The following is a 25,327-nucleotide window of genomic DNA, read 5'->3' on the forward strand; positions in this document are numbered from 1 at the left end:
TTGCGGCATGTGACAGGCGGCATCGGTTGACCCGGTGCCGCCTTCCTCTATCTAAACCCCTGTCTTGCCCGAACATGACATCGCACCGAAAGATCGCCGCAGATCGAAACCCGCGGGATTTTTCTGAAAATGTAGCGCCTTCGTGGGAACCTCTTCCAATCCCCCCGCGTTGGCAAATGAGTAAACTGGGAGAAAGACATGAAGAAGTTTCTTATCGCAATTCCGATGATCGCCGGTCTCGCCGCTTGTGACGGCACCACCTCCAACCAAGGTGCTCTGACTGGCGCGGCTCTCGGAGCTGCCACCGGTGCTGCCGTTTCAGGCGGTGACGACAAGGTTCAAGGCGCAATCATCGGCGGTCTCGCAGGTGCGGCGGCTGGCAACTACATCGGTCAGACACAGTCCGGCAAATGCGTGTACCAGAATGCCAACGGCCAGCGCTACGTCGCAGCTTGCCCATAATCGGCTGACATCGCGCGATTTCGCGTTATCGGGGCTTCGACCATCGGTCGGAGCCCTTTTTCGTTTCCGCCTCTCCCCTCACCTTGGCACCGACATGATTTGATCCTAACAGGGATCAAGCGCCCCAAGGGTGCGGGGAGGAACCATGACAACTTTAAGCGATATCGCGATCTTGCTGATCGCGGCCTTCGGCGCGGGGGTGTTGAACACCATCGCCGGGGGCGGCACCTTTCTGACCTTTCCCGCGCTGGTCTTTACCGGCATGCCCCCCGTGGCCGCCAATGCGACCAGCGCCGTGGCGGTGTTTCCGGGCTACCTTGCAGGCGCTCTTGGCTTTCGCAACGAGCTTGGCCGCTTCGACCGCCGCGCCTTGCTGCGGCTGTGCCTTATCACGCTGGCGGGCGGTGTGGTCGGTTCGGGTTTGCTTCTGATCTCTTCCAACGCGGCGTTTTCCGTTGTCGTGCCTTTCCTATTGCTTGCGGCGACGCTGGTGTTTCTGCTGGGCGACCGCATCCGCGCCTTCGCCGCCGCCCATGCCCGAGCCGTGACGCCCCAAGGCGCGCTCGGCCTCTTTGCGGTCAGCGTTTATGGTGGCTATTTCAATGGGGGCTTGGGCATCGTTCTGCTGGCCCTATTCGCGCTTTGGGGGATGACCGACCTGCACGGGATGAACGGCCTCAAGAACGGGCTGAGCTTCGTGCTTTCCTCAATCTCCGTAGCGGTCTTTGCCTTGGCCGGTCTGGTCGCATGGCCGCAGGCGCTGTTGATGATGCTGGCGGCCACGGCGGGCGGCTATGCCGGGGCGCCCTTGGCGCGAGCCTTGCCGAAAGAGACCGTACGCTGGCTGATCGCCGCCATCGGTTTCGGCATGAGCGCGGTGTTTTTCTGGCGGCTCGTGGCGAGCTAGTCCACCACCCGCGCCGCGCCGGTTTCAGGATCGAAAAGCACCAAGGGGTGGGTCGCCCGTTCGATCCGGCCCAGCCCCATGTCATCGCGCAACAGCGCAACCGGCCCCGAGATCGCCCGCGCGAGGGCCACCTCCAGCGGCTCCCCCACCGCATGGGTCAGCGTATGCACCGCGCGGCCCATTTCCAGATCCGCCCCCGCCAGCGTGCCATCCGCCAAGGTCAACCGCCCCTCGGCGCGATAGACCTCCCGACCGTTGAGGGTGAAGCCCGTGATATCCGACCCAGCCGTCGCCATGGCATCGCTGACGAGGAAGGTACCCTCGGGCTTGGCCGCCAGCGCGTTGCGCATAGAGGCGGGATGCACATGGATGCCATCGGCGATCAGCCCGGCATGAACCCCATCCCGCGCCAATGCCGCCCCGACCAGCCCCGGCGCGCGGTTGCCCATCTGGCTCATCGCGTTGAACAAATGGGTGACGCAGGACGCGCCCGCGTCGAAGGCCGCCATACAGGTCTCGTAATCCGCATCGCTATGGCCGAGCGAGACCACGACCCCCGCCTCGGCCATCGCGGCGATCTGGGCGGTGCTGGTGTTCTCTGGCGCGACGGTGACCATGAGATTCGGCAGACGCCCGGCGGCGCGTAGGATCAGGGCGAGGTCCGCCTCACTCATCGGGCGGATCAGCGCCCCGTCATGCGCGCCCTTGCGCGAAAGCGCCAGATGCGGGCCTTCCAGATGCAGCCCGATGATGCCCGGCACCCCTTCTGCGATGGCGTCGACAGCGGCCTCGATGGCCGCTTCGGTCTTCTCGGGCGTGTCAGTGATCAGGGTGGGCAGCAGCGCCGCGACACCGGTGCTGCGATGCGCGTCGGCCATGCGCCGCAGGGTCGCCAGATCGGGGCTGTCGTTGAACATCACCCCGCCGCCGCCGTTAACCTGAAGATCGACGAAGCCGGGGCAAAGCACGCCGCCCGCCATAGGCTCCGCCACGATGCCCTGCGGCACCTCTTCGGCGGTGAGGATGCGGCGGCTGCCGTCCTGCATCTGCGCCAGCACCTTGCCGGGGTGCAACCGCTTGCCGTCGTGGATCTGGGCCTCGGTGAAAACCTTTGCGATCTCGCTCATCACAGAACCTCCTCCGCCGCGGCCTTGCAGGCCAGATGAAACGCCCCGTCCAGCGCCGTGCCCCGCGCCGAGATCCGTCCTGCCAAATGGTCTTCCGGCAGGTACGGCGCGTAATCCGGGCCGATCCCGCCGAGCAGACAGAGCGGATCGCCGGGCGCGAAATCCAGCGCCTTCAACGCGCGGGTGTAATAGGCCGCGCCCTCCCGCATCAACGCCTGCGCGTGATGGTCTCCGGCCTCCGCCGCCGCGATGACCTTGGGCGCGAATGCCGCGTAATCCCCCGGCTGCGCCGTCAGGCTGAAGGCCACGAAAGCCTCAGGATCATCTCTGAAATCCGCCAACAAAGCGCGGGTCAGGTCGCTGTGGAGCAACACCCCGTCATGACATTGCAACGCCAAATCTAGCGCGCCGCGGCCCAGCCAAGCGCCCGATCCCTGATCCGCCAGATGAAACCCCCAACTGCCGGCATAGCGAAACGTCGTGCCATCGGTCGCGGCCACGATCGTGCCGGTGCCGATGGCCAAGACCCAGCCCGCCGCGCCTTCGCCAAGCGCGCCGACCACGCAGGCGGGGCGGTCATCCTCCGCGATGATCCGGCCATAGGGCAGCGCCGCGCGCAGCCGCGCTGCGTCCCGCGCGACGTTCATCCCGGCGAGGCCGAGAAAGGCGGTGGCCCCGGCAAGCGCCTCGGCAGGCAGCCCCGCCGAGGCTGCTGCCGCTTCGACCGTGGCGCGGATATTGATCAGGGTCTGATCCGGGTCATTGCCGATATTGGCCCGCCCGCCAGAAGCCCGGCCAAGGATGCCACCGCGCTGCGTGCCGATGGCCGCACGGCAGCCGGTGCCACCGCCGTCCACGGCGATCAAGAGAGGGGCGGAAATGCTCATGCGATCGTTCTAGGCGAGGGGCCGGGCGAACGGAAGTGCGGGCGCGGCCCCGAGGATAAATTCGGCCAGCCGTAATGCCAGATTGAACTCCCCCTAGGGCCAGCCTAACCTTCGCCCCATGGCCCTGCCCGTCGAAACCTTTTTCCTGCGCCCCGATGCGCAAGGCACCCTGCAACAGCAGATCCAGCAGATGATCGCCCAAGGCATCCTCTCGGGCCGGTTCCAGCGGGGGGAGAAGCTGCCCTCGACCCGCAGGCTCGCCGCGCATCTCGGCGTCAGCCGGATCACCGTGACCATCGCCTATACCGAGCTTTTGGCGAATGACTATCTCACCTCGCGCGGGCGGTCGGGGTATTTCGTCTCGGACAACGCGCCCGCCCCGCCCGCTTTCGCCCCCCGGGCCGAGGCGGATGACGCCATCGACTGGACCCGCGCCATCGGGCAGCGGTTCAGCGCCAATGGGTTGGCCGCCAAACCGCAGGATTGGGCCAGCTACCGCTACCCGTTCATCTATGGCCAAGCCGACCCAACGCTCTTTGATCACGCCAACTGGCGGCTTTGCGCCTTGCAAGCCCTCGGCCAGCGCGATTTCACCTCGATGACGACCGATTACTACGATCAGGACGACCCGCAGCTGATCGAGTTCATTGCCCGCCACATCCTGCCCCGGCGCGGCGTCTCGGCCCGGCCCGAGCAGATCCTTATCACCCTCGGCGCGCAGAACGCGCTTTGGCTTACCGCGCAGGTGCTGCTGACCCAACGCCGCCGCGCCGTGCTCGAAGACCCGTGCTATCCGGCGCTGAGCGGTATTCTCAGCCAGTCCCGTTGCCACATCACGCCCGTGCGGGTGGATCAAGACGGCCTCCCGCCCGAGGCGATCCCCCCCGATACGGATGTGATTTTCGCAACCCCAAGCCACCAATGCCCGACCAACGCCACCATGCCGATGGACCGCCGCCGCGCGCTCTTGGCCCGCGCCCGCGCGCTGGAGGCGCTGATCGTCGAGGATGACTATGAGTTCGAGATGTCCTTTCTCAAACCCGCCTCGCCCGCGCTTAAATCGCTCGATGACGAGGGGCGGGTGATCTATGTCGGCAGTTTCTCCAAATCGCTCTTTCCGGGGCTGCGACTGGGGTATCTGGTGGGGTCCGAACCCTTCATCCGCGAGGCCCGCGCGCTGCGCGCCTCGGTCCTGCGGCACCCGCCGGGGCATATCCAGCGCACCGCCGCCTATTTCCTGTCGCTTGGCCATTACGACGCCCAGATCCGCCGCATGGGGCTAGCGCTGCACGAACGCCGCCGGGTCATGGACGCGGCGCTAGAGACCCATGGCCTGCGCGTGTCGGGCCGGGGGGCCTATGGCGGCTCGTCCTTCTGGATGCGCGCACCAGAAGGCGTGGACACGGCGGAACTGGCCGAAAACCTGCGCGCGCAGGATGTGCTGCTGGAGCCGGGCCATGCCTTTTTCGCCGGGGCTGAAAGGGCCACGAATTACTACCGACTGGCCTATTCTTCGATCCCCGCCGCGCGGATCGAAGAGGGCGTCGGGCTGATCGCGCAAGAGATTGACCACCTGCGCTGATCTGGCCCTAGGGCTGGCGCAATTCTGGCCCTAACCCCGGCCTGCACCTGCTCGTAATTTGCCGATAGCTTTGCCCCATGCCCAAAGGATCGCGCGATGAAAATGACCACCGAAGAAGCCTTCGTCAAAACCCTTCAGATCCATGGGATCGACACGGCCTTTGGCATTATCGGCTCGGCCATGATGCCGATTTCCGACCTTTTCCCCGCCGCCGGGATCACCTTTTACGACGGCGCGCATGAGTGCAATTCTGGCATGATGGCCGATGGCTACACCCGCGCCTCGGGGCGGATGTCGATGATGGTGGCGCAGAACGGGCCTGGCATCACCAATTTCGTGACGCCGGTGAAAACCGCCTACTGGAACCACACGCCGCTTTTGCTGGTAACCCCGCAGGCGGCGAACAAGACCATCGGTCAGGGCGGCTTTCAGGAGGTCGAGCAGATGGCGCTCTTCCGCGATATGGTCGCCTATCAGGAGGAGGTCCGCGACCCCAGCCGCATCGCCGAGACGCTGAACCGCGTGATCCTTCAGGCCAAGCGCCACTCCGCGCCCGCCCAGATCAACGTGCCCCGCGATTTCTGGACGCAGGTGATCGACATCGAGTTGCCCGCCATTGTCGAGTTTGAACGCCCCTCGGGCGGGGAGACCGCCATTGCCGAGGCGGCGGAACTGCTCTCGAAGGCGAAATTCCCGGTGATCCTGAACGGCGCAGGCGTGGTGATCGGTGGAGCCATCGACGACGCGCGGCAGATGGCTGAGCGGCTGGATGCCCCGGTCTGCTGCGGCTACCAACACAACGACGCCTTCCCCGGCTCGCATCCGCTCTCGGTCGGGCCACTGGGCTACAATGGGTCCAAGGCGGCGATGGAGCTGATCGCAAAGGCCGATGTGGTGCTGGCGCTCGGCACAAGGCTCAACCCCTTCTCGACCCTGCCGGGCTACGGGATCGACTATTGGCCGCGGGATGCCAAGATCATTCAAGTCGATATCAACCCCGACCGCATTGGCCTGACCAAGCCGGTCAGCGTCGGCATCCTGGGCGATGCGGGCAAGGTGGCGCGCAGCCTCCTCGACCGGCTGAGCGACGGTGCCGGCGACGCGGGCCGCGAGGAACGCCGCAATCTGATCGCCCAGACCAAATCGGCATGGGCGCAGGAACTGACCTCGATGGACCACGAACACGACGACCCCGGCACCACGTGGAACGAGCGCGCCCGCAGCCGCGAGCCGGAAAAAATGTCGCCGCGCATGGCATGGCGCGCGATCCAGAAGGCGCTGCCCACTGAGGCGATCATCAGTTCCGACATTGGCAATAACTGCGCCATCGGCAATGCCTACCCGACGTTCGAGGCGGGGCGCAAATACCTCGCCCCCGGCCTTTTCGGCCCCTGCGGTTACGGCTTCCCGGCGATCTGCGGCGCCAAGATCGCCTGCCCGGACACGCCCGTAGTGGGCTTTGCCGGCGACGGGGCCTTTGGCATTTCCATGAATGAGATGGTGAGCGTGAACCGCGACGACTGGCCCGCCGTGACCATGGTAATCTTCCGCAACTACCAATGGGGCGCGGAGAAACGAAACACGACGCTTTGGTTCGACGACAACTTCGTCGGCACCGAATTGGCCCAAGACGTGAGCTATGCCGGGATCGCCAAGGCCTGCGGGGTCGAGGGGGTGCAGGTCTCGTCAATGGAGGAACTGACCGAGGCGTTGGACCGCGCGATCAAGGCCCAGATGAATGACGGCAAGACGACCTTCATCGAGGTGCTGCTCAACCAGGAACTGGGCGAGCCCTTCCGCCGCGACGCGATGAAGAAACCGGTCTCCGTCGCCGGGATCAGCCGGGATGACATGCGCCCGCAACGGGCCTGAGCCATGGCGCTGGTGCTCGTCGTCAATGCAGGCTCGTCGTCGATCAAGGCGGCGGTCTTTGACGGCGGGCTGTATGAAACCCTGCGGATCGAAGCGCAGGGCATCGGCCAGTCCGGCGCCCTGCGTGTGGGAAAGGCTCCGGCACGGCCCCTTGCGCTGCCCGATCACCGCACCGCCTTCACCGCCATTCTGGCAGGGCTGCGTGACGCGGGGATCGTGACCGCTGACCTCAGCGCCGCCGCGCATCGCGTGGTGCACGGCGGCCCGGACTTGGCCGCGACGACGGAAGTCACCCCCGCCGTGCGCGCCGCCATCGCCGCGGCGCAACCGTTGGCGCCGCTGCACAACCCGCATCACCTCAGCGCCATCGACGCCCTTGCAGCGCTGATGCCGGAGCTCCCGCAATTCGCCGCTTTCGACACCGGCTTTCACCGCACCAACCCGGACGTGGCGCGCCGCTACGCGCTGCCCGAGAAGCCCCAGACCGCCGCCCTCCGCCGCTACGGCTTCCACGGCATCAGCTACGAGAGCCTCGTGCGGAATTTCAGCGCCCAGACCGGCGCCCCATTGCCCGCCCGCCTGCTGGCCCTGCATCTGGGCAATGGCGCATCGCTCTGCGCGATCCGCGATGGGAAATCGGTGGCCACAACCATGGGCTTTTCGCCGCTCGGCGGGCTGACCATGGGCACCCGCGCGGGCGAGATCGACGCGGGCGCGGTGTTGCATCTGGTGGGCGATCTCGGGCTGGAAGCCGCGCAGAGACTGCTGCACCACGAGAGCGGGTTGCTCGGCCTGTCGGGCCAGACCGCCGATATGCGGCAATTGGCGGAAAGCGACAGCGAGAGCGCTGGCTTTGCGCGCGCCCACTTTTGCTATTGGATCACCCGTCAGGCCGGGTCGATGATCGCCGCGATGGGCGGGATCAACGGCATCGCCTTCACCGGCGGGATTGGCGAGAACTATTCCGCGGTGAGGGAAAAGGTTCTTGCAAACCTCCGCTGGGCGGGAAATATTCCCTCGTGGGTCATCCCCGCTGCCGAAGAGAAACATATCGCGCGCCAAGCGCTTGCCCTGCTGAAAGCCCCCGCCCCCTCATGACGCATTCCCAGCCGCCGCTCGATCTGTCGCCCAAGGTCTCGGACGAGGTCCGCCGCACGACCTGTTACATGTGTGCCTGCCGCTGCGGCATCAACGTGCACATGAAAAAAGGCAAGGTCGCCTATATTGAGGGCAACCGCGACCACCCGGTGAACCGCGGCGTGCTCTGCGCCAAGGGCTCAGCGGGGATCATGCAGCACAATTCCCCGGCGCGGCTGCGCAACCCGATGAAACGCGTGGGCCCTCGCGGCTCGGGCGAGTTCGAGGACATCAGCTGGGCCGAAGCACTGCAGATCGCCACCGGCTGGCTTGCCCCGCTACGCCATGAGGCGCCAGAGAAACTCGCCTTCTTCACCGGGCGCGACCAGTCGCAAAGCTTCACCTCCCTCTGGGCGCAGGCATTCGGCACGCCGAACTACGCGGCACATGGCGGCTTTTGCTCGGTCAACATGGCGACGGCGGGGATCTATACCATGGGCGGCGCCTTTTGGGAGTTCGGCCAGCCTGATTGGGACCACACCAAGCTCTTCATGCTCTTCGGGGTGGCCGAGGATCACGACAGCAACCCGATCAAGATGGGACTGGGCAAGCTGAAGAAACGCGGCGCGCGGGTGATCGGGGTGAACCCCATCCGTACCGGCTACAACGCCATCGCCGACGATTGGGTCGGCATCACGCCCGGGACCGACGGGCTGTTCATCCTGTCGCTGATCCACTGCCTGATGAAGGCCGGGCGCATCGATCTCGACTACCTCGCGCGCTATACCGACGCGCCGGTGCTGCTGAACGGCGACCCGAAGTCGCCCGAGTTCGGCCTGCAACTGCGCGACGCGGACGGCAAGGCGCTGGTGATCGACCGCAAGACCCGCAAGCTCACCCCCTTCGACCAACCCGGGGTGCGCCCCGACCTCTCGGCCACCTACCGCGCCGGCGGGATCACGCACCGACCCGTGTTCCACCAGATGGCCGAGCAATACCTCGGAGACGATTACGCCCCCGAAGCAGTGGCCGAGCGCTGCGGCATCCCTGCGTCGCGCATCCGCGCCATCGCGGCGGAACTGGCGCGCGTGGCCTTCGACGAGGCTTTTGAACTCGACCAGCCCTGGACCGATTTCCGGGGCGAGCGCCACGAGAAGATGATCGGCCGGCCGGTTTCCTTCCACGCCATGCGCGGAATCTCGGCCCATGCCAACGGTTTCCAGACCTGCCGCGCGCTGCATGTGCTTCAGATCATTCTCGGGACTGTCGAGGTGCCCGGCGGCTTCCGCTTCAAACCGCCCTACCCCAAGCCCGCCACGGCACATCCGAAACCGCATTGCAGAGCCACGCCGGGCGGACCTCTTGACGGGCCGCATCTGGGGTTCGTCCACGGGCCAGAGGATCTCGCGCTGAAAGCCGACGGCAGCCCGGCGCGGATCGACAAGGCGTTTACATGGGAAAACCCGATGTCGGCCCACGGGCTGATGCACATGGTGATCAGCAATGCCCATGCGGGCGATCCCTACAAGATCGACACGCTCTTCATGTACATGGCCAACATGTCGTGGAACTCCTCGATGAACCCCGGCGGGGTCATGAAGATGCTGACCGACACCGATGAGAACGGGGATTACGTGATCCCCCGCATCATCTATTCCGACTCCTATTCCTCGGAAATGGTGGCCTATGCCGACCTGATCCTGCCCGACACGACCTATCTGGAGCGGCACGATTGCATCTCGCTCCTTGACCGCCCGATCAGCGAGGCCGATGCCGCCGCCGACGCGATCCGCTGGCCGGTGGTGGAGCCCAACCGCGACGTGCGTGGCTTTCAATCGGTGCTCTGCGATCTGGGGGCCAAGCTCGGCCTGCCCGGCTTCGTGAACGACGACGGCAGCCAGAAATACAAAGACTACGCCGACTACATCACCACCCATGAACGCCGCCCCGGTGTCGGCCCGCTGGCGGGCTTTCGCGGGGAGGACGGCACCAAGAGCGGCCGGGGTGCTCCGAATCCTGCGCAGATCGAGCGCTACATCGAGAACGGTGGTTTCTCGGTGCATCACATCCCCGCCGAGGCGCAATACTACAAGCCGTGGAACAGCGCCTATCAGGACTGGGCCGTGGGCTTGGGCCTCTTCGACGCACCGCAGCCCTATCTCTTCTCGCTCTACGTGGAGCCGCTGCGCCGCTTCCAGCTCGCCGCCGAGGGTCACGGCGACCGCCAGCCCCCGGAGCATTTGCGCGAGCGCATCAAGCAGTTCATGACACCGCTGCCGCATTGGTACGAAAGCGACCCCGAGGGCACGCAGGGCTACGATGTCCACGCCCTCACCCAACGCCCAATGGCAATGTACCACTCCTGGGGCAGCCAGAACGCATGGCTGCGGCAGCTGCATGGGCATAACCCGCTCAACCTGCCCACCGCGATCATGCGGGCAAAGGGTTTGAAGGACGGCGATTGGGCGCGCGTGACCTCGCCCCATGGCGGGATCACCGTGCCAGTGATGGAGATGGCCGCGCTTAACCCGCATACCGTCTGGACATGGAACGCCATCGGCAAGCGCAAAGGCGCATGGGCGCTGGACCGCGATGCGCCGGAGGCAACAAAGGGCTTTCTGCTCAACCACCTGATCCACGAGCTTCTGCCGCCAAAGGGCGACGGCCTGCGCTGGTCCAACTCCGACCCGATCACCGGACAGGCCGCGTGGTTCGACCTCAAGGTCCATATCGAAAAAACCGACGCCCCTGCCGAGGCGCAGCCGGAAATCCCGCCGCAACGCTCCCCGGTCCCGCCCGCGCCGCGCGGCATCGCGTGGAAGGTGGGCAAATGACCCGCTTCCGCCCCCGCGCCGCGCACAAGCCCCTTCAGGACCACCGCCCATGACCACGCTTCCGCAACAGACCGACCGCAAACTCGGCCTCGTGATCGACCTCGACACCTGCGTCGGCTGTCATGCCTGCGTGATCTCCTGCAAGGGCTGGAACACCGAGAACTACGGCGCACCGCTGTCGGACCAAGACGCCTATGGCGGCGACCCGTCGGGCACCTTCCTCAACCGGGTGCACAGCTACGAGGTCCAGCCCGAGGCGGGTGCGGCGCAACTGGTCCATTTCCCAAAATCCTGCCTGCACTGCGAAGACGCGCCCTGCGTCACCGTTTGCCCCACTGGCGCGAGCTACAAGCGGGTCGAGGACGGCATCGTGCTGGTCAACGAAAGCGATTGCATCGGCTGCGGCCTCTGCGCTTGGGCCTGTCCCTACGGCGCGCGCGAGTTGGATCAGGCAGCCGGTGTGATGAAGAAATGCACCCTCTGCGTCGACCGGATCTACAACGAGAACCTGCCCGAGGAAGACCGCCAGCCCGCCTGCGTGCGCACCTGCCCCGCGGGCGCGCGGCATTTCGGCGATCTGGGCGATCCCGACAGCGCTGTCAGCCAGCTTGTAGCAGAGCGTGGCGGCGTGGACCTGATGCCCGAACAGGGCACCAAACCGGTCAACAAATACCTGCCGCCGCGCCCGCGCGACACGCTTGGCCCTCCCGAGGGCGAGATCGACGTGCTCGCCCCCTTCCTCGCCCCGGTGGACGAGGGGCCGAAGGGCTTTCTCGGCTGGCTTGATCGCACTTTGGAGAAGCTCTGATGCATCCGGCGCCTTCCGTTATTCTGTTCAGCAGCCTGTCGGGCATGGGTTTTGGCCTGCTTGCATGGCTCGGGATCGGCCTGCCTGCGGTGACCGGCTGGGTCGCTTTCGTCTTCTTCGCGCTGGCCTATCTCTTGGCCGTGGGCGGGCTCATCGCTTCGACCTTTCACCTTGGCCATCCAGAGCGCGCGCTCAAAGCCTTCACCCAATGGCGCAGCTCTTGGCTCAGCCGGGAGGCTTGGGCCTCGGTCGCGGCCTTGTTGACCATGGCAGCCTATGGCACGGGGTTGGTGTTTTACGACACGCGGCTTTGGCCCTTGGGGGTGATCGGTGCGGCGCTGGCGCTGCTGACGGTGCTGACCACGGCGATGATCTATACCCAGATGAAAACCGTGCCGCGCTGGCACAGCGTGATGACGCCGCTGAATTTCCTGTCGCTCAGCATCGCGGGCGGTGCCCTGCTGGCGGGGCAGGTGACGGCGGCGACGATCCTGCTGGCGCTGGCCGGGGCGGTGCAGATCGCCACATGGTGGCGCGGGGATCGGGCGCTTGCGGCCTCAAACAGCGATATCGCGAGCGCGACGCGGTTGGGGCCGCAGGGCAGTGTCCGCGCCTTTGAGCCGCCCCATACCGGCAGCAACTATCTGCTGCGGGAATTCGTCTATCAGATCGGGCGCAAACATGCGCTGAAACTGCGGGTGATCGCGATTGCCCTGATGGTGCTGCTGCCGCTGCTGCTGCTGCTCTCGCCCGTGTTTCACCACCTTGCTGCCGGTCTTGCGGTGCTGAGCCATGCGGCAGGGGTGCTGACCGCGCGCTGGCTGTTCTTTGCCCAAGCCGAACATGTGGTCGGCTTCTATTACGGCAAACGCTGAACGCAAAAGAGGGGGTGTCTTCACCCCCTCTTCGTATTGGCCAGCCTGTTTAAATTAGGCTTAATTCATCAGACCCGCATGGCGCAGGGCCGCATCGACCAGTTCCTTGGTCGGGTCGGTCAGCTCCGTGAGCGGCAGGCGCACCTCGTCCGAGCAAAGGTCGAGCCGCGACATGGCGTATTTCACACCCACAAGCCCCGGTTCGGTAAAGATCGCCTTGTGGAGCGGCATCAGACGGTCCTGCAGCTCCAGCGCCTTGGCATAATCGCCCTCAAGACAGGCGGCCTGCATCTGCGCCACAAGGCGCGGCGCGACATTGGCGGTGACCGAGATACAGCCGACGCCGCCTTGAGCGTTGAACCCATGCGCCGTGGCGTCTTCGCCGGAGAGCTGGCAGAAATCCGGGCCGCAGGTGATGCGCTGATCGCAGACGCGCGCTAGATCGCCGGTGGCGTCCTTGACGCCGACGATGCGCGGCAGCTCGGCCAGTTCGCCCATCGTTTCGGGCATCATATCCACCACCGAACGGCCGGGGATGTTGTAAATGATGATCGGCAGGTCACAGCAGTCATGCACGGCGGTGAAATGCGCCACCAACCCGCGCTGCGTGGGCTTGTTGTAATAGGGTGTCACCACCAGCAGCGCATCCGCGCCGACCTTTTCGGCGTGACGGGCGAGGCGGATGCTTTCGACCGTGTTGTTCGACCCGGCGCCCGCGATGACCGGGATGCGGCCCGCGACGGCTTTGACCACCTCTTCGACGACGGTCTCATGCTCGGCATGGCTCAGCGTGGGGGATTCGCCAGTGGTGCCGACGGGGACGAGCCCGCTCGACCCTTCGCCGATGTGCCATTCGATAAGTTTCTTAAGCGTATCCAGATCCAGCGCGCCGTTGCGAAACGGCGTGACGAGGGCAGGCAGAGAGCCTTTGAACATGTGCACGCTCCTTAAGTGCTGGCCGGTGGAAAACCGGACTGGATGAGGGCTTTTGCGGGCGCTACGGTTTGATAAACGGCGCCCAAGCCATATGTTGCAAGGCTCTAGCCTCGGAGACGTGGGAAATGCAAGCGATGACGCGCCTGATGGCGATCCTCATGAGTGTTTTTGTCCTGACCGTGCCTGCGGAAGCGCAGCGCCCGCGGCCTTTGGGCTGGGCAATGGATGCGATGCGCAGCGGCAATTGGGACGCGGCTGCGGCGCTGGCCGCCCGTGACGGGCAGGTCGCCGCCGATGTGATCGAATGGCACCGGCTGCGCGCCGGGCGCGGCACCTATGCCGACACCCGCGATTTCCTGAACCGCAGACCCGACTGGCCCGGTGAGGCGTATCTGCGCAGGCAGAGCGAAGCGGCGGTCATCAAACAGGGTGAGAGCGAGATACTGGATTTCTTCTCGGCCATGGCCCCGCAGACCCCACGCGGCGTGCTGGCCCATGCCGAGGCGCTGATCAACATTGGCCAGCGCGGTGAGGCCGAGGCGAACCTGGTTCTGGCGTGGCGCACCATGCCGATGAACGCCAGCAGTCAGGCCCTTTTCACCGACGCCCACGGGAGCCTTCTGGCCCCGCATCACGCGGCCCGGCTGGAAGAGATGCTCTGGCAGCGCGAACATTCCGAAGCGCGGCAGATGTTCGATCTGGTCTCAAGCGCCGACAGGGCGCTGGCGGAAACCCGCATCGCCCTGCAAAAGCTGGAAAGCGACGTGAACGCCAAGATCGACGCGCTCCCCGCCTCCAAGTCCGATGCGCCGGGGCTGGCGCATGACCGCTTTGAATGGCGTATTCGCAAGGGGCTGCGCGAGGATGCCAAGGATTTGATGCTGGCGCGCTCGACCTCGGCTGAGGCCCTGGGCCAGCCCCCCAAATGGGCCAACCGCCGTCGCGCCTTGGCACGGGATGAAATGCGCAATGGCGATGCGCAAAGGGCCTACCGACTGGCGTCGCAGCATTTTCTGACCGATGGCTCGAACTATGCCGATCTCGAATGGCTCTCGGGCTATATCGCGCTGCGGTTCTTGGACGATCCCACCACCGCTCTGGGCCATTTCCAGAACCACGACAACGCCGTGGAATCTCCCATTAGCCAAGGCCGCGCGGGCTATTGGCAGGGCCGCGCGTTAGAGGCGATGGGCGATGCCGAAGGCGCGGCGAAAGCCTATGCCATGGGGGCGGAATACCAAACCTCCTTCTACGGGCTGCTGGCCGCCGAACGGGGCGGCCTCCCCTTTGATGAAAAGCTCGCAGGCGCGGCACCTGAACAAGACTGGCGCAGCTCTCCGCTGGCCCGTGCGCCCCTGTTCGAGGCCGGATTGCTGCTGCAAGCCTCGGGCGAGCTGTCCACCGCCGAGCGGTTCTGGACCCATTTGGCCGAACAACTCGTCCCCGAAGACATCGCCCTGCTGGGGCAAGCCGCCATCGACGTGGGCCAGCCCCATATCGCGGTGATGATCGGCAAACGCGCCGCGCAGCGGGGGCTGGAGGTGCCCGCCCCCTATTACGCGCTGCACAGACTGGTGGAGAAAGACCTGCCGATGGCGACCGAGATGACCCTCGCCATCGCGCGGCGTGAAAGCGAATTTGATCCCAATGTGCAGAGCGGCGTCGGCGCGCGGGGTTTGATGCAGATCATGCCCGCCACGGCGCGGGACGTGGCGCGCGATCTGGGCATCTCAGGCCAGCACACGACGGACCGCCTGACCGCCGACCCCGATTACAACGCGCGGCTTGGCGCGACCTATCTGTCACAGATGGCGGGACTTTTTGACGGCAATGTCTCCATGATGTCGGCGGCCTATAACGCAGGCCCTAGCCGCCCGCGGCGCTGGATGGCGACCTATGGCGACCCGCGCAAGGGTGAGATCGACATCGTCGATTGGATCGAGATGATTCCCTTCCGCGAGACGCAGAACTACGTCATGCGGGTGACCGAAAGCCTGCCGGTCTACCGCGCCCGACTGGGCAAAGACCCGCTGCCGATCCCCTTCAGCAAAGAGTTAACCGGATCGACTTTGAAGGCGTTCGCGCCATAGGGTGAACAGCCCCGCCGCCACGATCATGCCCGCGCCCAGCACCACGCTGGGGCGCAGCACCTCGTTAAAGACTGACAGGCCGATGATCACGGTAAAGATCAACTGGGTATAGGCGAAGGGCTGCACCGCGCTGGCCTCGGCCACTTCGTAGCAACGGATCAACAGCCAGTGGCCCGTAACCCCGGTGATGCAGAGCGTGCCCATCAACAGCCAGTTGCCCGGCGTCATCGGCTCCCAGAACCAGACGCCGACCGCCGTCATGACAACCGCGCCGGTGACGCCGGTCCAGAAGAAGCTCGTCGCCGTATTGTCGCGCCGCGCGACATAGCGAGTCAGCAGGCCATAGACCGCGAACATCGCCGCCCCCGCCAGCGGGATCGCGGCGGCAGGGTCCACCACCCGAAGCCCGGGTTGCAAGATGACCAACACCCCGACAAAGCCCACACCAATCGCGGCCCACCGCCGCCAGCCGACTTTCTCACCCAAGATCGGACCGGAGAGCGCCGCCACCAAAAGCGGGTAGCAGGTAAAGACCGCATGGCTCTCCACCAACCCCAGAATAGTGAAGCCCAGCACCATCGTGCAAATCTGCGCCGAGAGCAGCACCCCCCGCAGGATTTGCACCGCGGGCTGTGTCGTGGCGGCGGCGCGGCGGATGCCGCCCGCCTTGCGCAATGCCAGCGCGATCACGAAGGCCGCGAAAAACCAATAGCGGATCATCACCACCATTAGCACGTTGTAGTTCTCGGCCAAATGGCGCGACAGCCCGTCTTGGACGGCGAAGACCATCGTCGTGGCGATCATCAGCATGATGCCGAGCGGGATATTGTTGGACTGGCTCATGCGGGCATCCGTGCGCAGGTCATGTGGCGTTTGCGGCCATAGCCGGGGATGCGGGCAACCTCAAAACCGCCCGCGGCGAGCGCCCGGCGCACGAAGCCCGCGGCGGTATAGGTCGCCGCACTGCCGCCCGGTGCGGTATGGCGGGCCACCTCGGCCATCAGATCATCGCCCCAAAGCTCGGGGTTCTTGGCCGGTGAAAACCCATCGAGAAACCAAGCATCGGCCTGCCCCTGCCATGCGGGCAGGGTTTCGCGCGCGTCCCCAATGATGATTTCGGCCCGGAAGCCGGGCAGTTCCAACACGCCACCCGCGCCATCCCACGCCGCTGTCAGCGCATCGCGCCGCCCGTCGAGCGCGGGAAAGGCCGCATGGGCCTGCGCCATATCCTCGGGGTGCATCGGGTAGGCTTCGAAACTGGTGAAATGCAGCGGCCCGTCATGGCCCGCCCGCATCCAAGCATCCCATGCCAGCAACAGGTTCAACCCGGTGCCAAAGCCAAGCTCGGCGATGTGAAAGCCGGGGCGGAACCTCTCGGGCAGGTCATTGCCCGCCAGAAAGACATAGGCCGTCTCTGCCGCGCCATCCTCCAAGCTGAAGTAGGGGTCATCGAACTGGGTCGAGACGGGCACTTGGCCCGCGCGCCAAGTGATCTGGGCATTCTGGTCTGGCACGGCACGTCCTGCTAGAGGGGGAAGAAGTCGCGCAGACACTGCGCAAGCTGGCGGGGAATGGCAATGGTGGATGTAACCGTAAGAGGGGCCGGGATTTTTGGCCTGTCGGTGGCTTGGGCCTGCGTCCGGCGCGGGGCGGTGGTGCGCGTGGTCGATCCGTCAGGACCGGCGGCGGGGGCGTCGGGCGGGATCGTGGGCGCGCTGGCGCCGCATGTGCCAGAGAATTGGAACGCCAAGAAAGCCTTTCAGCTTGAGAGCCTGCTCAGCGCCGAAGCCTTCTGGGCCGAGGTCGAGGCTGCGGGCGGTCGCGCGCCCGGCTATATCCGCAGCGGGCGCTTGCAGCCGGTGACAGATGACGCGGCCCTCGCGCTGGCGCGGCAGCGGCAGGACACGGCAGCCGCGCTTTGGCAAGGCCGCGCCCGGTGGGAGTTGATCCGCGCCGAGAGCCGCGATTGGGCCCCGCAGAGCCCCACGGGCTGGCTGATCCGCGACACGCTAAGCGCCCTCGTCCACCCGCGCCACGCCTGTGCCGCCCTCGTGGCGGCGCTGGCGGCCAAAGGCGTTGAGATCGTGGCCGAGGCGCCCGATACGGGCCTGACCCTCTGGGCCACTGGGGTCGCGGGGCTGGAGGCGCTGAATGCGGGCCATCCGCGTTTGGTCGGCGCAGGCATCAAAGGGCAAGCCGCGCTCTTAAAACTGAACCGAAGCGGCGCGGCACAGCTTTTTGCCGATGGGGTCCATGTGATCCCGCATCTGGATGGCACGGTGGCTGTGGGCGGCACCACTGAGCGAGAATATGACAGCCCTGACGGCACCGATGCACAGCTCGATGCGGTGATCGCCAAGGCCCGCGCGGCGGTCCCCGCATTGCAAGACGCGCCGGTCGTCGAACGCTGGGCCGGGCTGCGCCCGCGCAGCCGCAGCCGCGCGCCGATGCTGGGGCCGTGGCCGGGCAGACCGGGGCATTACATCGCCAACGGCGGCTTCAAAATCGGCTTCGGCATGGCCCCCAAAGTGGCAGAGGTCATGGCCGATCTTCTGCTTGAAGGGCGCGATGCCATCCCCAAGGGTTTCAGGGTCGAGGACAACCTCTAGACCAACAAAAAACCCCGGCCACTGGCCGGGGTTTTCTGTCACTTTCAACCTGCGGCTTAGCGCGCGTTGGGCAGGATCACGATCTCGACCCGGCGGTTCTGCGCCTTGCCAGCGGCGCTCAGGTTGCTGGCAACCGGCTGGCTTTCGCCACGGCCGAATGTCTGCAAACGCTGCTGCGGCACGCCGTTGGACAGAAGGATGTTGCCCACGGCCTGCGCGCGACGCTCGGAAAGCTGCTGGTTATAGGCCGCTTCGCCATCGCTGTCGGTGTGGCCCACGACTTGCAGGGTGGAGTTCTGATAGATGTTCACATTCTGCGCCAGCGCGGCCAGATCGTCACGCAGGGCGGGCGATACGCTGGTGCTGTCGGTCGCAAAGAGGATGTCTTGCGGCAGTGTCACGATCAGACGGTCGCCGGTGTTGGTGATCACCACACGGCTGTCCATTGCGGCGCGCAGCTCGGCCTCTTGCTTATCAAGCGAATAGCCGACGCCCGCGCCGATCGTGCCGCCGATCAAAGCGCCTTTCAGCGCGCCTTTGCCGTCACCTTCGGAAATCGCACCAGCAAGGGCCCCGACGCCCGCACCGATCAAAGCGCCATTCTTGGTCCGCTGGTTGGGATCGCCATTGCCCGGCTGCATCGGCTGCGTACAGGCACCCAGTGTCATCGCGCCGGCCAGAGCGGCGGCCAAAGTCATCTTCGAAGAAATCATGTCTACTGCCTTCATGTTTGCGGCCCCGTTCGGGCGGGGCATCTTGACGTGAACGCAATATAGGCACGCAAAGTTCCCAAAAACATTACATATAACCGCTATTCGGCAGAAACCCGCCCAGAAGGGGCCATTTGCGCCTCTGCCCGTGCCGCCTCGAAGGCGAGCATTGCGCGTTTCACCGGCAGCCCCCAGTGGTAGCCGCCCAAGCCCCCGCTTTTGCGCAGCGCCCGGTGACAGGGGATCAGCCAACTCACCGGATTGCGCCCTACTGCTGTGCCCACTGCGCGCACGGCGCGGGGGCTGCCGATGCTCTGCGCGATTTCGGAATAGGTGGTCACCTGCCCTGAAGGGATGCTCAGCAGCGCCTCCCAGACCTTGATTTGAAAGGGCGCACCGATGAGGTAGAGCGGCGCTTTCGCCTCGGGGTCCTTCCGCCGCCCAAAGGCGGCGTCGACCCATGCCTGCAACCGCGCGGGGGCCTCCTTGAAATCGGCGAGCGGCCAGCGGCTACAAAGATCCGCCATCGCCGCATCCTCCCCCACTTCCGACGACAGCGCGAGCCCGCAGATGCCCTTGTCGGTGCCCATCACCAGTGTCGGGCCGAAGGGGCTGTCAAACCAACCCCAGTAGATCGTCAGCCCCGCGCCCTTGCGGGCAAACTCACCGGGGCTCATCGCCTCCCAGCGCAGGAAAAGGTCATGCAACCGCCCGCTGCCCGACAGCCCCAATTCATGCGCCGCCGCCAGCGTGGTGAAACGGTCGCGCAGCATGACCTTGGCCTGATCCAGCATCAGATACTGCTGGTATCGCTTCGGCGAGACCCCCACCCAGCGTGAGAACAGCCGCTGGAAATGCGCGGCGGACATGCCCATCTCGCCCGCGATCCAATCGAGTTGCTTGGGGTCCTCGGCCTCGTCAATCAGGGCGATGGCGCGGCGCATCACCTGATAGTGGTACCCCTGATCTTCGGGCGCGGGAGAGAGCTGTGCAATCTGTGTCATGCCACCAGATTAGCCGCGCCCCTGCCCCCGTGCGACCCGTTTCTTGCGCCATCGCAGCCCAAGCCCCGCCCCCGCTTGCCCTGCCGCGCCATTCATCGCATACCCTGAGCCATGGCCCGCCAACTTGATTATCATACCATCCGCGAGATCTTCGCCCGCTTCCAACAGGCAGAGCCTGAGCCCGAGGGCGAGTTGGAGCATGTGAATGTCTATACGCTCGTCGTGGCCGTGGCGCTGAGCGCGCAATCGACCGATGCGGGCGTCAACAGAGCCACGCGCGAGTTGTTCAAGATTGCCGACACGCCGCAAAAAATGCTCGATCTCGGGCTTGAGGGGCTAATTGAACATATCAAGACCATCGGCCTCTACCGTCAGAAGGCCAAGAACGTCATCAAGCTCAGCCAAATCCTCGTCGACGATTACGACGGCGAGGTGCCGAACTCCCGCGCTGCGCTGCAATCGCTGCCGGGGGTGGGGCGCAAGACTGCGAATGTCGTGCTCAATATGTGGTGGGGCCAGCCCGCGCAGGCGGTGGACACGCATATCTTCCGCGTTGGCAACCGCACCGGGATCGCACCGGGCAAGACGGTCGACGCGGTCGAGCGCGCCGTTGAGGACAACATTCCCGCCGATTTCCAGCGCCATGCCCATCACTGGCTTATCCTGCATGGCCGCTATCACTGTAAAGCCCGCAAACCCCTGTGCCGCACCTGTATCATCCGTGACCTGTGCCAATACGAGGACAAGACAGAATGACCCAATACGAAGTGATTGGCATCGGCAACGCCGTCGTCGACGTGATCTCCCATGCCGATGACGCTTTCCTTGCCGACAACGGTATCGAGAAAGGCATCATGCAGTTGATCGAGCGTGACCGCGCCGAAGACCTCTACGCCGCGATGCAAGACCGCGTGCAGACGCCGGGCGGCTCGGTCGCCAATACCGTTGCGGGCGCGGGCGCGCTGGGCCTCAAGACCGCCTTTATCGGGCGGGTGCGCGATGATGAGTTGGGCCAGTTTTATGCCAAGGCGATGACCGATATCGGCATCGACTTCGTCAACGCCCCCGTGGCCGAGGGCGAGAACCCGACCTCGCGTTGCATGATCTTCGTCACCCCCGATGGGGAGCGGTCGCTGAACACCTACCTCGGCATCTCAACCGGGCTGACCTCGGCCGATGTGCCGCAGGCGGTGACGGAGAAGGCCAAGCTGATGTTCCTCGAAGGCTACCTCTTCGACCACGAGGCGGGCAAAACCGCCTTTCGCGAGGCCGCGCGGGCCGCGACGGCGGGCGGCGGCATGGCGGGCATCGCCATCTCCGACCCCTTCTGCGTGGAGCGCCACCGCGACGACTTCCTCGCGCTGATCGAAAACGATCTGGGCTATGTCATCGGTAATGAGGCCGAGATTCGCGCCCTTTGGGAAACCGACGACACCGAAGCCGCCCTGGCCAAAACCGCCGAGATTTGCCCGCTGGTGGTCTGCACCCGTTCAGGCGACGGGGTCACGCTGGTCCGGGGCGAGGAACGGGTCGACGTGCCGGTCGAAAAGGTCGTGCCGGTGGATGCCACGGGCGCGGGCGATCAATTCGCGGCGGGCTTCCTCTATGGTCTTGCCACGGGCCGCGATCTTGAGACCTGTGGCCGCATGGGCAACATCTGCGCGGGCGAAGTGATCCGCCACATCGGCCCCCGCCCCCAGACTGACATCATGGCCCTGTTCAAGGCCGAAGGGCTGGTCTGACCATGATCGAGAACGGTTTTCACGATGTCCCGCCCGGCAAACTCGCCGTGGTGGTGACCCATCTTGAGATGGACGCCAAACCCAGCCTGCGGGAGGTGCCCCTGCCCGAGGGTGTCACCTTTCGGAAGGTCACACCGACGCCCGACTGGTTTCGGGACATTTTCCGGCGTGTCGGGATGGATTGGCTCTGGTACGGGCGGCTCAAACTGGAGGGCGCGGCCCTCTCTGCGCTGCTGCAAGACCCGGCGCGGGACTTTTATACGCTGACCCGCGATGGCAAGGACGAGGCGCTGCTTGAGTTGAACTTCCCCGAAGATGGCAGCTGCGAGCTGGCCTATTTCGGGCTGACCTCTGCGCTGATCGGCAGCGGTTCGGGGCGGTATCTGATGAACCAAGCGATCACGCTGGCATGGGAAAAGCCAATCACCCGGCTGCATCTGCATACCTGCACCAACGACAGCCCACAGGCGCTTGGCTTTTATGTGCGGTCAGGCTTCATCCCGGTGCGCCGTCAGGTCGAGATCGACGACGATCCGCGTCTCACAGGGCTGCTGCCGCGCGATGCGGCACCGCAAGTGCCGCTTATCGAGGCATAGGACCGCCGCCGGATCATCGAACCGGCGTGCACTCCGCCCCTTGGAAACAGGCGATTACTTTATCGACCATGGCAGGCTTCGGAGAGCCGAAGAGGTCGCCCCCGCAGGGGTTGCTTTCCAGCGCATAGGCCCCATCCGGTTTGCGTTCGAGGAAGGCCAGAACATCCCCCTCTTCGGCGGAGCCGCACCAAGGGCCGAAACACTGAACGTTGAGCGTCAAGGGCTGGTCAAAGGGCACGTCAAAGCCCCCTTCGGATAGCGCCGTGCCGCTGATCTGCGCCCGGATCGGCGTCTCTTCGGGTGGGTTGATCCCGATGGTGCCACCCTTCGGCAGGGCGCTGGCATCCAAGGTCAGACGCCCCTGCACCACGACGTAACTTTCCTCGGCCTTGGCCGCGCGTTGATAGGTCGCCTCGACCGAATGGGGCAGGCAACTGAGCGCAAGCGCGGGCAGCGGGGCCAAAGTGGCGAGGGCGCAGGCGATGATCCGTGTCATAGCTTCTCCTCAAACTCTTCAAGAACCGCCGCATAGACCGCACGTTTGAACGGCACGATATTCGCGACCAGTTGATCTGCGGGCATCCAGCGCCATTCCGAGAATTCAGGCTCAGCCGTCTGGATATTGACCTGATCGTCCTGCCCCATAAAACGCATGAGAAACCACTTCTGTTCCTGCCCCCGGTAGCGGCCCTTCCAGATGTTGGGCACCAGTTCATGGGGCAGATCATAGGGCAGCCAGCTTGTCGTCTCGGCTTCGATCCGCACCAGATCGCTGGAGATGCCGGTCTCTTCCTCCAACTCACGCAGGGCCGCATCGCGCGCGGCCTCGCCCTTGTCGACCCCGCCTTGGGGCATTTGCCAAGCGTCCTGATCCCGGTCGCGCCGCTGGCCAACAAAAACCTCGCCCTCGGCATTCACCAGCATCACGCCGACGCAAGGTCGGTAGGGCAGTTTGGCAATCTCTTCGGGGGTCATGGGGGCAGGTCTCCTGAATGGCGTTCATGAGGGAGTTAGCACGACCAAGGCGCGGCTCAAAGCGGTCACATCGCGGCTATAACGTTTCGGCAGCCGCATCCTTGACGCGGCGTTTCGCGTGACTTGCCCTGCCGTTTCCGATGGTGTCACAGTGACCCAGCCCTCCCAGAAAGGTAAAGCCATGTCCGACTATCCCCACCTGCTTGCCCCGCTCGACCTTGGTTTCACTACGCTGAAGAACCGGCTGCTGATGGGCTCGATGCACACCGGGTTGGAGGAGACGGGCGATTGGAACCGCGTGGCGGAGTTCTATGCGGCACGGGCGCGGGGCGATGTGGGGCTGATGGTCACGGGCGGCATCGGGCCGAACCGCGAAGGCGCGGTGGCCCATGGCGCGGCGATGATGGTCAGCCAGAAGGACGTCGACAACCACAGCATCATCACCCAGCGGGTGCATGAGGCGGGCGGCAAGATCGCCATGCAGATCCTGCACGCGGGCCGCTATGCCTTCACACCTGAATGCGTGGCCCCGAGCGCGGTGAAATCCCCGATCTCGATGTTCGCGCCCAAGGCGTTGGACGAGGAAGGCATCGAAAAACAAATCTCCGACATCGCCGCCTGCGCCCTGCGCGCCCGCGAGGCGGGCTATGACGGGGTCGAGATCATGGGCTCCGAGGGCTATTTCCTGAACCAGTTCCTCGTCACCCATACCAACAAGCGCGAGGACCGCTGGGGCGGGTCTTACGAAAACCGCATGCGCCTGCCGCTGGAAGTCGTCCGCCGCGTGCGCGAAATGGTGGGCGAGGATTTCATCCTGATCTACCGCCTGTCGATGATCGACCTCGTGCCCAACGGCTCGACCTTCGAAGAGGTCGTGCAATTGGCGCAAGAGGTCGAGAAGGCGGGCGCCAACATCATCAACACCGGCATCGGCTGGCACGAGGCGCGCATCCCCACAATCGCCACCTCGGTGCCACGCGCGGCCTTTGCATGGGTCACGAAAAAGTTGATGGGCAAGGTGGGCATCCCGCTGATCACTTCGAACCGGATCAACACGCCGCAAGTGGCCGAAGAAGTGCTGGCGGAGGGCTGCGCCGACATGGTCAGCCTCGCGCGGCCGATGCTGGCCGATGCCGATTTCCTCGCCAAGGCGAAGGCCGGTCAGGCCGAGCGCATCGCCCCCTGCATCGCCTGCAACCAAGCCTGCCTCGACCATACCTTCGGCGGCAAGATCTCCACCTGCCTCGTGAACCCGCGCGCCTGCTACGAGACGGAATTGCGGATCGAACCCGCCGCAAGCCCGAAAACAATTGCCGTTGTCGGCGCGGGGCCCGCCGGTCTCTCGGCGGCCATCACGGCGGCGGAGCGCGGCCACAAGGTGACGCTCATGGACCGCGCAAGCGAGATCGGCGGGCAACTCAACCTCGCCAAACAGGTAGCCGGCAAGGAGGAGTTCTGGGGCCTCGTCGACTGGTACCGCACCATGCTGGACGTGCACGGCGTGACCGTACAGCTTGAGACCGAAGCCACGAGCGAGGCGCTCTCAGACTTCGACGAGGTCATCATTGCCACCGGCGTCGTGCCGCGCGACCCGGAGATTCCCGGCCAGAACCGCGACAACGTGGTCAGCTACATCGACGTGCTGAACGGCACTGCGAAGGTCGGCCAACGGGTCGCCGTGATCGGCGCAGGCGGGATCGGCTTCGACGTGTCGGAACATCTGGTCCACGATGGCGAGAGCAGCACGATGAACCTGCCCGAGTGGATGCGCGAATGGGGCGTCACGGACCCGGGCGCGCATCGCAGCGGCCTCGCCCCCGAAGGCCCGCAGCCCCCGGCGCCCGCGCGCCAGATCACCATGCTGCAACGCAAGACCAGCAAGCCCGGCAAGGGTCTGGGCAAGACCACGGGTTGGATCCACCGTGCCTCGCTCACCATGCGCGACGTGAAGATGATCGCGGGCGTGAACTACGAGCAGATCGACGACGCGGGCCTGCATATCTCCTTTGGCGAAGCGCGCGAGAACCCCACGCTGATCGAGGCCGACACCATCGTGCTCTGCGCCGGGCAATTGTCCGAGCGCAGCCTCGCCGATGCACTGGAGGCGCGGGGGCAGACCTGCCACGTGATCGGCGGCGCGGATGTGGCGGCGGAACTGGACGCGAAACGCGCCATCAACCAAGGCACACGGCTGGCCGCCGGGCTGTAAGCGAGGGGCGGGCGCTTGGCCCCCT

The 25,327-nt window shown here is 65.3% G+C and carries 23 protein-coding genes; 14 read left to right on the plus strand and 9 right to left on the minus strand.

Going from position 1 to position 25,327, the window contains the following annotated elements:
- The first annotated feature begins 198 nt into the window (after positions 1-198).
- Positions 199-462: a glycine zipper 2TM domain-containing protein gene (locus HKX24_RS00815; RefSeq protein ID WP_209216644.1), complete on the plus strand. Its 264-nt coding sequence runs from the start codon at positions 199-201 to the stop codon at positions 460-462.
- A gap of 145 nt (positions 463-607) precedes the next feature.
- The gene (locus HKX24_RS00820; protein ID WP_271692506.1) at positions 608-1,369 is read left to right on the plus strand and encodes a sulfite exporter TauE/SafE family protein; all 762 of its coding nucleotides are present in this window, start codon (positions 608-610) and stop codon (positions 1,367-1,369) included.
- Here HKX24_RS00820 and nagA read toward each other — a convergent pair.
- Positions 1,366-2,496 carry an N-acetylglucosamine-6-phosphate deacetylase gene (gene nagA / locus HKX24_RS00825; protein WP_271692507.1) on the minus strand — a complete coding sequence of 377 codons (1,131 nt, stop codon included), beginning with the start codon at positions 2,494-2,496 and terminating at the stop codon, positions 1,366-1,368. The genes HKX24_RS00820 and nagA overlap by 4 nt on opposite strands.
- The gene (locus HKX24_RS00830) at positions 2,496-3,383 is read right to left on the minus strand and encodes a BadF/BadG/BcrA/BcrD ATPase family protein (RefSeq protein WP_271692508.1); all 888 of its coding nucleotides are present in this window, start codon (positions 3,381-3,383) and stop codon (positions 2,496-2,498) included. The genes nagA and HKX24_RS00830 overlap by 1 nt, the downstream gene beginning before the upstream one ends.
- A gap of 118 nt (positions 3,384-3,501) precedes the next feature.
- Between HKX24_RS00830 and HKX24_RS00835 the strand changes: the two genes are divergently transcribed.
- The 6 genes from HKX24_RS00835 to HKX24_RS00860 all read left to right on the plus strand — a co-directional run bounded on the left by HKX24_RS00835 (position 3,502) and on the right by HKX24_RS00860 (position 12,431).
- Positions 3,502-4,965 (plus strand): PLP-dependent aminotransferase family protein, encoded by a 1,464-nt coding sequence (locus HKX24_RS00835; RefSeq protein ID WP_271692509.1) that lies wholly within the window; start codon positions 3,502-3,504, stop codon positions 4,963-4,965.
- Positions 4,966-5,061: 96 nt separating this feature from the next.
- Entirely contained in the window at positions 5,062-6,837 is a 1,776-nt protein-coding gene (gene xsc / locus HKX24_RS00840) for a sulfoacetaldehyde acetyltransferase (RefSeq protein ID WP_271692510.1), read from the plus strand.
- A 3-nt stretch (positions 6,838-6,840) separates the two neighbouring features.
- Positions 6,841-7,935, plus strand: coding sequence for an acetate kinase (locus HKX24_RS00845; RefSeq protein ID WP_276153755.1), 1,095 nt, complete (start codon positions 6,841-6,843; stop codon positions 7,933-7,935).
- Complete coding sequence (locus HKX24_RS00850) at positions 7,932-10,748, plus strand: molybdopterin oxidoreductase family protein (RefSeq protein WP_271692512.1); 2,817 nt, start codon at positions 7,932-7,934, stop codon at positions 10,746-10,748. Before HKX24_RS00845 ends, HKX24_RS00850 begins: the two co-directional genes overlap by 4 nt.
- A 49-nt stretch (positions 10,749-10,797) precedes the next feature.
- Positions 10,798-11,556 carry a 4Fe-4S dicluster domain-containing protein gene (locus HKX24_RS00855; RefSeq protein ID WP_271692513.1) on the plus strand — a complete coding sequence of 253 codons (759 nt, stop codon included), beginning with the start codon at positions 10,798-10,800 and terminating at the stop codon, positions 11,554-11,556.
- A complete protein-coding gene (locus tag HKX24_RS00860; protein WP_271692514.1) occupies positions 11,556-12,431 on the plus strand; it encodes a DmsC/YnfH family molybdoenzyme membrane anchor subunit in 876 nt (291 codons plus the stop codon). The genes HKX24_RS00855 and HKX24_RS00860 overlap by 1 nt, the downstream gene beginning before the upstream one ends.
- Before the next feature lie 60 nt (positions 12,432-12,491).
- Here HKX24_RS00860 and dapA read toward each other — a convergent pair whose 3' ends face one another.
- The gene (gene dapA / locus HKX24_RS00865) at positions 12,492-13,367 is read right to left on the minus strand and encodes a 4-hydroxy-tetrahydrodipicolinate synthase (protein ID WP_271692515.1); all 876 of its coding nucleotides are present in this window, start codon (positions 13,365-13,367) and stop codon (positions 12,492-12,494) included.
- 125 nt (positions 13,368-13,492) lie between these two features.
- Between dapA and HKX24_RS00870 the strand changes: the two genes are divergently transcribed.
- Positions 13,493-15,457 carry a transglycosylase SLT domain-containing protein gene (locus tag HKX24_RS00870; protein WP_276153756.1) on the plus strand — a complete coding sequence of 655 codons (1,965 nt, stop codon included), beginning with the start codon at positions 13,493-13,495 and terminating at the stop codon, positions 15,455-15,457.
- Here HKX24_RS00870 and HKX24_RS00875 read toward each other — a convergent pair.
- Positions 15,422-16,300, minus strand: coding sequence for a DMT family transporter (locus HKX24_RS00875; protein WP_271692517.1), 879 nt, complete (start codon positions 16,298-16,300; stop codon positions 15,422-15,424). The two genes, HKX24_RS00870 and HKX24_RS00875, sit on opposite strands and share 36 nt — an antisense overlap.
- Entirely contained in the window at positions 16,297-16,971 is a 675-nt protein-coding gene (gene mnmD / locus HKX24_RS00880) for a tRNA (5-methylaminomethyl-2-thiouridine)(34)-methyltransferase MnmD (RefSeq protein WP_271692518.1), read from the minus strand. Before mnmD ends, HKX24_RS00875 begins: the two co-directional genes overlap by 4 nt.
- A gap of 57 nt (positions 16,972-17,028) precedes the next feature.
- Here mnmD and HKX24_RS00885 point away from each other — a divergent pair, with 57 nt between their 5' ends.
- Positions 17,029-18,066, plus strand: coding sequence for an FAD-binding oxidoreductase (locus HKX24_RS00885; protein ID WP_271692519.1), 1,038 nt, complete (start codon positions 17,029-17,031; stop codon positions 18,064-18,066).
- 56 nt (positions 18,067-18,122) lie between these two features.
- Here HKX24_RS00885 and HKX24_RS00890 read toward each other — a convergent pair whose 3' ends face one another.
- Positions 18,123-18,779 (minus strand): OmpA family protein, encoded by a 657-nt coding sequence (locus HKX24_RS00890; protein WP_067265672.1) that lies wholly within the window; start codon positions 18,777-18,779, stop codon positions 18,123-18,125.
- Between the two features lie 98 nt (positions 18,780-18,877).
- Positions 18,878-19,780, minus strand: a complete 903-nt coding sequence (locus HKX24_RS00895; RefSeq protein WP_271692520.1) for a bifunctional helix-turn-helix domain-containing protein/methylated-DNA--[protein]-cysteine S-methyltransferase — start codon at positions 19,778-19,780, stop codon at positions 18,878-18,880.
- A gap of 111 nt (positions 19,781-19,891) precedes the next feature.
- Between HKX24_RS00895 and nth the strand changes: the two genes are divergently transcribed.
- From nth to HKX24_RS00910, 3 genes are read left to right on the plus strand one after another with little or no spacing between them, the layout of a single operon-like run.
- Complete coding sequence (gene nth, locus HKX24_RS00900) at positions 19,892-20,536, plus strand: endonuclease III (protein ID WP_271692521.1); 645 nt, start codon at positions 19,892-19,894, stop codon at positions 20,534-20,536.
- The gene (locus HKX24_RS00905) at positions 20,533-21,522 is read left to right on the plus strand and encodes an adenosine kinase (RefSeq protein ID WP_271692522.1); all 990 of its coding nucleotides are present in this window, start codon (positions 20,533-20,535) and stop codon (positions 21,520-21,522) included. The genes nth and HKX24_RS00905 overlap by 4 nt, the downstream gene beginning before the upstream one ends.
- 2 nt (positions 21,523-21,524) lie before the next feature.
- Positions 21,525-22,118 carry a GNAT family N-acetyltransferase gene (locus tag HKX24_RS00910; protein ID WP_271692523.1) on the plus strand — a complete coding sequence of 198 codons (594 nt, stop codon included), beginning with the start codon at positions 21,525-21,527 and terminating at the stop codon, positions 22,116-22,118.
- A gap of 13 nt (positions 22,119-22,131) precedes the next feature.
- Here HKX24_RS00910 and HKX24_RS00915 read toward each other — a convergent pair whose 3' ends face one another.
- Both HKX24_RS00915 and HKX24_RS00920 read right to left on the minus strand, forming a co-directional pair.
- Entirely contained in the window at positions 22,132-22,614 is a 483-nt protein-coding gene (locus HKX24_RS00915; RefSeq protein WP_271692524.1) for a hypothetical protein, read from the minus strand.
- Positions 22,611-23,093: an RNA pyrophosphohydrolase gene (locus HKX24_RS00920; RefSeq protein ID WP_271692525.1), complete on the minus strand. Its 483-nt coding sequence runs from the start codon at positions 23,091-23,093 to the stop codon at positions 22,611-22,613. Before HKX24_RS00920 ends, HKX24_RS00915 begins: the two co-directional genes overlap by 4 nt.
- Before the next feature lie 181 nt (positions 23,094-23,274).
- Here HKX24_RS00920 and HKX24_RS00925 point away from each other — a divergent pair, with 181 nt between their 5' ends.
- Positions 23,275-25,302, plus strand: coding sequence for an NADPH-dependent 2,4-dienoyl-CoA reductase (locus HKX24_RS00925; protein ID WP_271692526.1), 2,028 nt, complete (start codon positions 23,275-23,277; stop codon positions 25,300-25,302).
- The last annotated feature ends 25 nt before the right edge of the window (positions 25,303-25,327 follow it).

Source organism: Sulfitobacter sp. M85 (genome assembly GCF_029285915.1).
Lineage (GTDB): Bacteria > Pseudomonadota > Alphaproteobacteria > Rhodobacterales > Rhodobacteraceae > Sulfitobacter > Sulfitobacter faviae.

Coding starts and splice junctions, on each gene's coding strand:
- HKX24_RS00845 (WP_276153755.1), top strand. CDS start 6,841: ATGGCGCTGGTGCTCGTCGTCAATGCAGGCTCGTCGTCGATCAAGGCG.
- HKX24_RS00925 (WP_271692526.1), top strand. CDS start 23,275: ATGTCCGACTATCCCCACCTGCTTGCCCCGCTCGACCTTGGTTTCACT.
- HKX24_RS00905 (WP_271692522.1), top strand. CDS start 20,533: ATGACCCAATACGAAGTGATTGGCATCGGCAACGCCGTCGTCGACGTG.
- HKX24_RS00835 (WP_271692509.1), top strand. CDS start 3,502: ATGGCCCTGCCCGTCGAAACCTTTTTCCTGCGCCCCGATGCGCAAGGC.
- HKX24_RS00915 (WP_271692524.1), bottom strand. CDS start 22,614: ATGACACGGATCATCGCCTGCGCCCTCGCCACTTTGGCCCCGCTGCCC.
- dapA (WP_271692515.1), bottom strand. CDS start 13,367: ATGTTCAAAGGCTCTCTGCCTGCCCTCGTCACGCCGTTTCGCAACGGC.
- HKX24_RS00870 (WP_276153756.1), top strand. CDS start 13,493: ATGCAAGCGATGACGCGCCTGATGGCGATCCTCATGAGTGTTTTTGTC.
- HKX24_RS00850 (WP_271692512.1), top strand. CDS start 7,932: ATGACGCATTCCCAGCCGCCGCTCGATCTGTCGCCCAAGGTCTCGGAC.
- HKX24_RS00815 (WP_209216644.1), top strand. CDS start 199: ATGAAGAAGTTTCTTATCGCAATTCCGATGATCGCCGGTCTCGCCGCT.
- HKX24_RS00910 (WP_271692523.1), top strand. CDS start 21,525: ATGATCGAGAACGGTTTTCACGATGTCCCGCCCGGCAAACTCGCCGTG.
- HKX24_RS00860 (WP_271692514.1), top strand. CDS start 11,556: ATGCATCCGGCGCCTTCCGTTATTCTGTTCAGCAGCCTGTCGGGCATG.
- nth (WP_271692521.1), top strand. CDS start 19,892: ATGGCCCGCCAACTTGATTATCATACCATCCGCGAGATCTTCGCCCGC.
- HKX24_RS00895 (WP_271692520.1), bottom strand. CDS start 19,780: ATGACACAGATTGCACAGCTCTCTCCCGCGCCCGAAGATCAGGGGTAC.
- xsc (WP_271692510.1), top strand. CDS start 5,062: ATGAAAATGACCACCGAAGAAGCCTTCGTCAAAACCCTTCAGATCCAT.
- HKX24_RS00890 (WP_067265672.1), bottom strand. CDS start 18,779: ATGATTTCTTCGAAGATGACTTTGGCCGCCGCTCTGGCCGGCGCGATG.
- HKX24_RS00920 (WP_271692525.1), bottom strand. CDS start 23,093: ATGACCCCCGAAGAGATTGCCAAACTGCCCTACCGACCTTGCGTCGGC.
- HKX24_RS00855 (WP_271692513.1), top strand. CDS start 10,798: ATGACCACGCTTCCGCAACAGACCGACCGCAAACTCGGCCTCGTGATC.
- HKX24_RS00820 (WP_271692506.1), top strand. CDS start 608: ATGACAACTTTAAGCGATATCGCGATCTTGCTGATCGCGGCCTTCGGC.
- HKX24_RS00885 (WP_271692519.1), top strand. CDS start 17,029: ATGGCAATGGTGGATGTAACCGTAAGAGGGGCCGGGATTTTTGGCCTG.
- nagA (WP_271692507.1), bottom strand. CDS start 2,496: ATGAGCGAGATCGCAAAGGTTTTCACCGAGGCCCAGATCCACGACGGC.
- HKX24_RS00830 (WP_271692508.1), bottom strand. CDS start 3,383: ATGAGCATTTCCGCCCCTCTCTTGATCGCCGTGGACGGCGGTGGCACC.
- HKX24_RS00875 (WP_271692517.1), bottom strand. CDS start 16,300: ATGAGCCAGTCCAACAATATCCCGCTCGGCATCATGCTGATGATCGCC.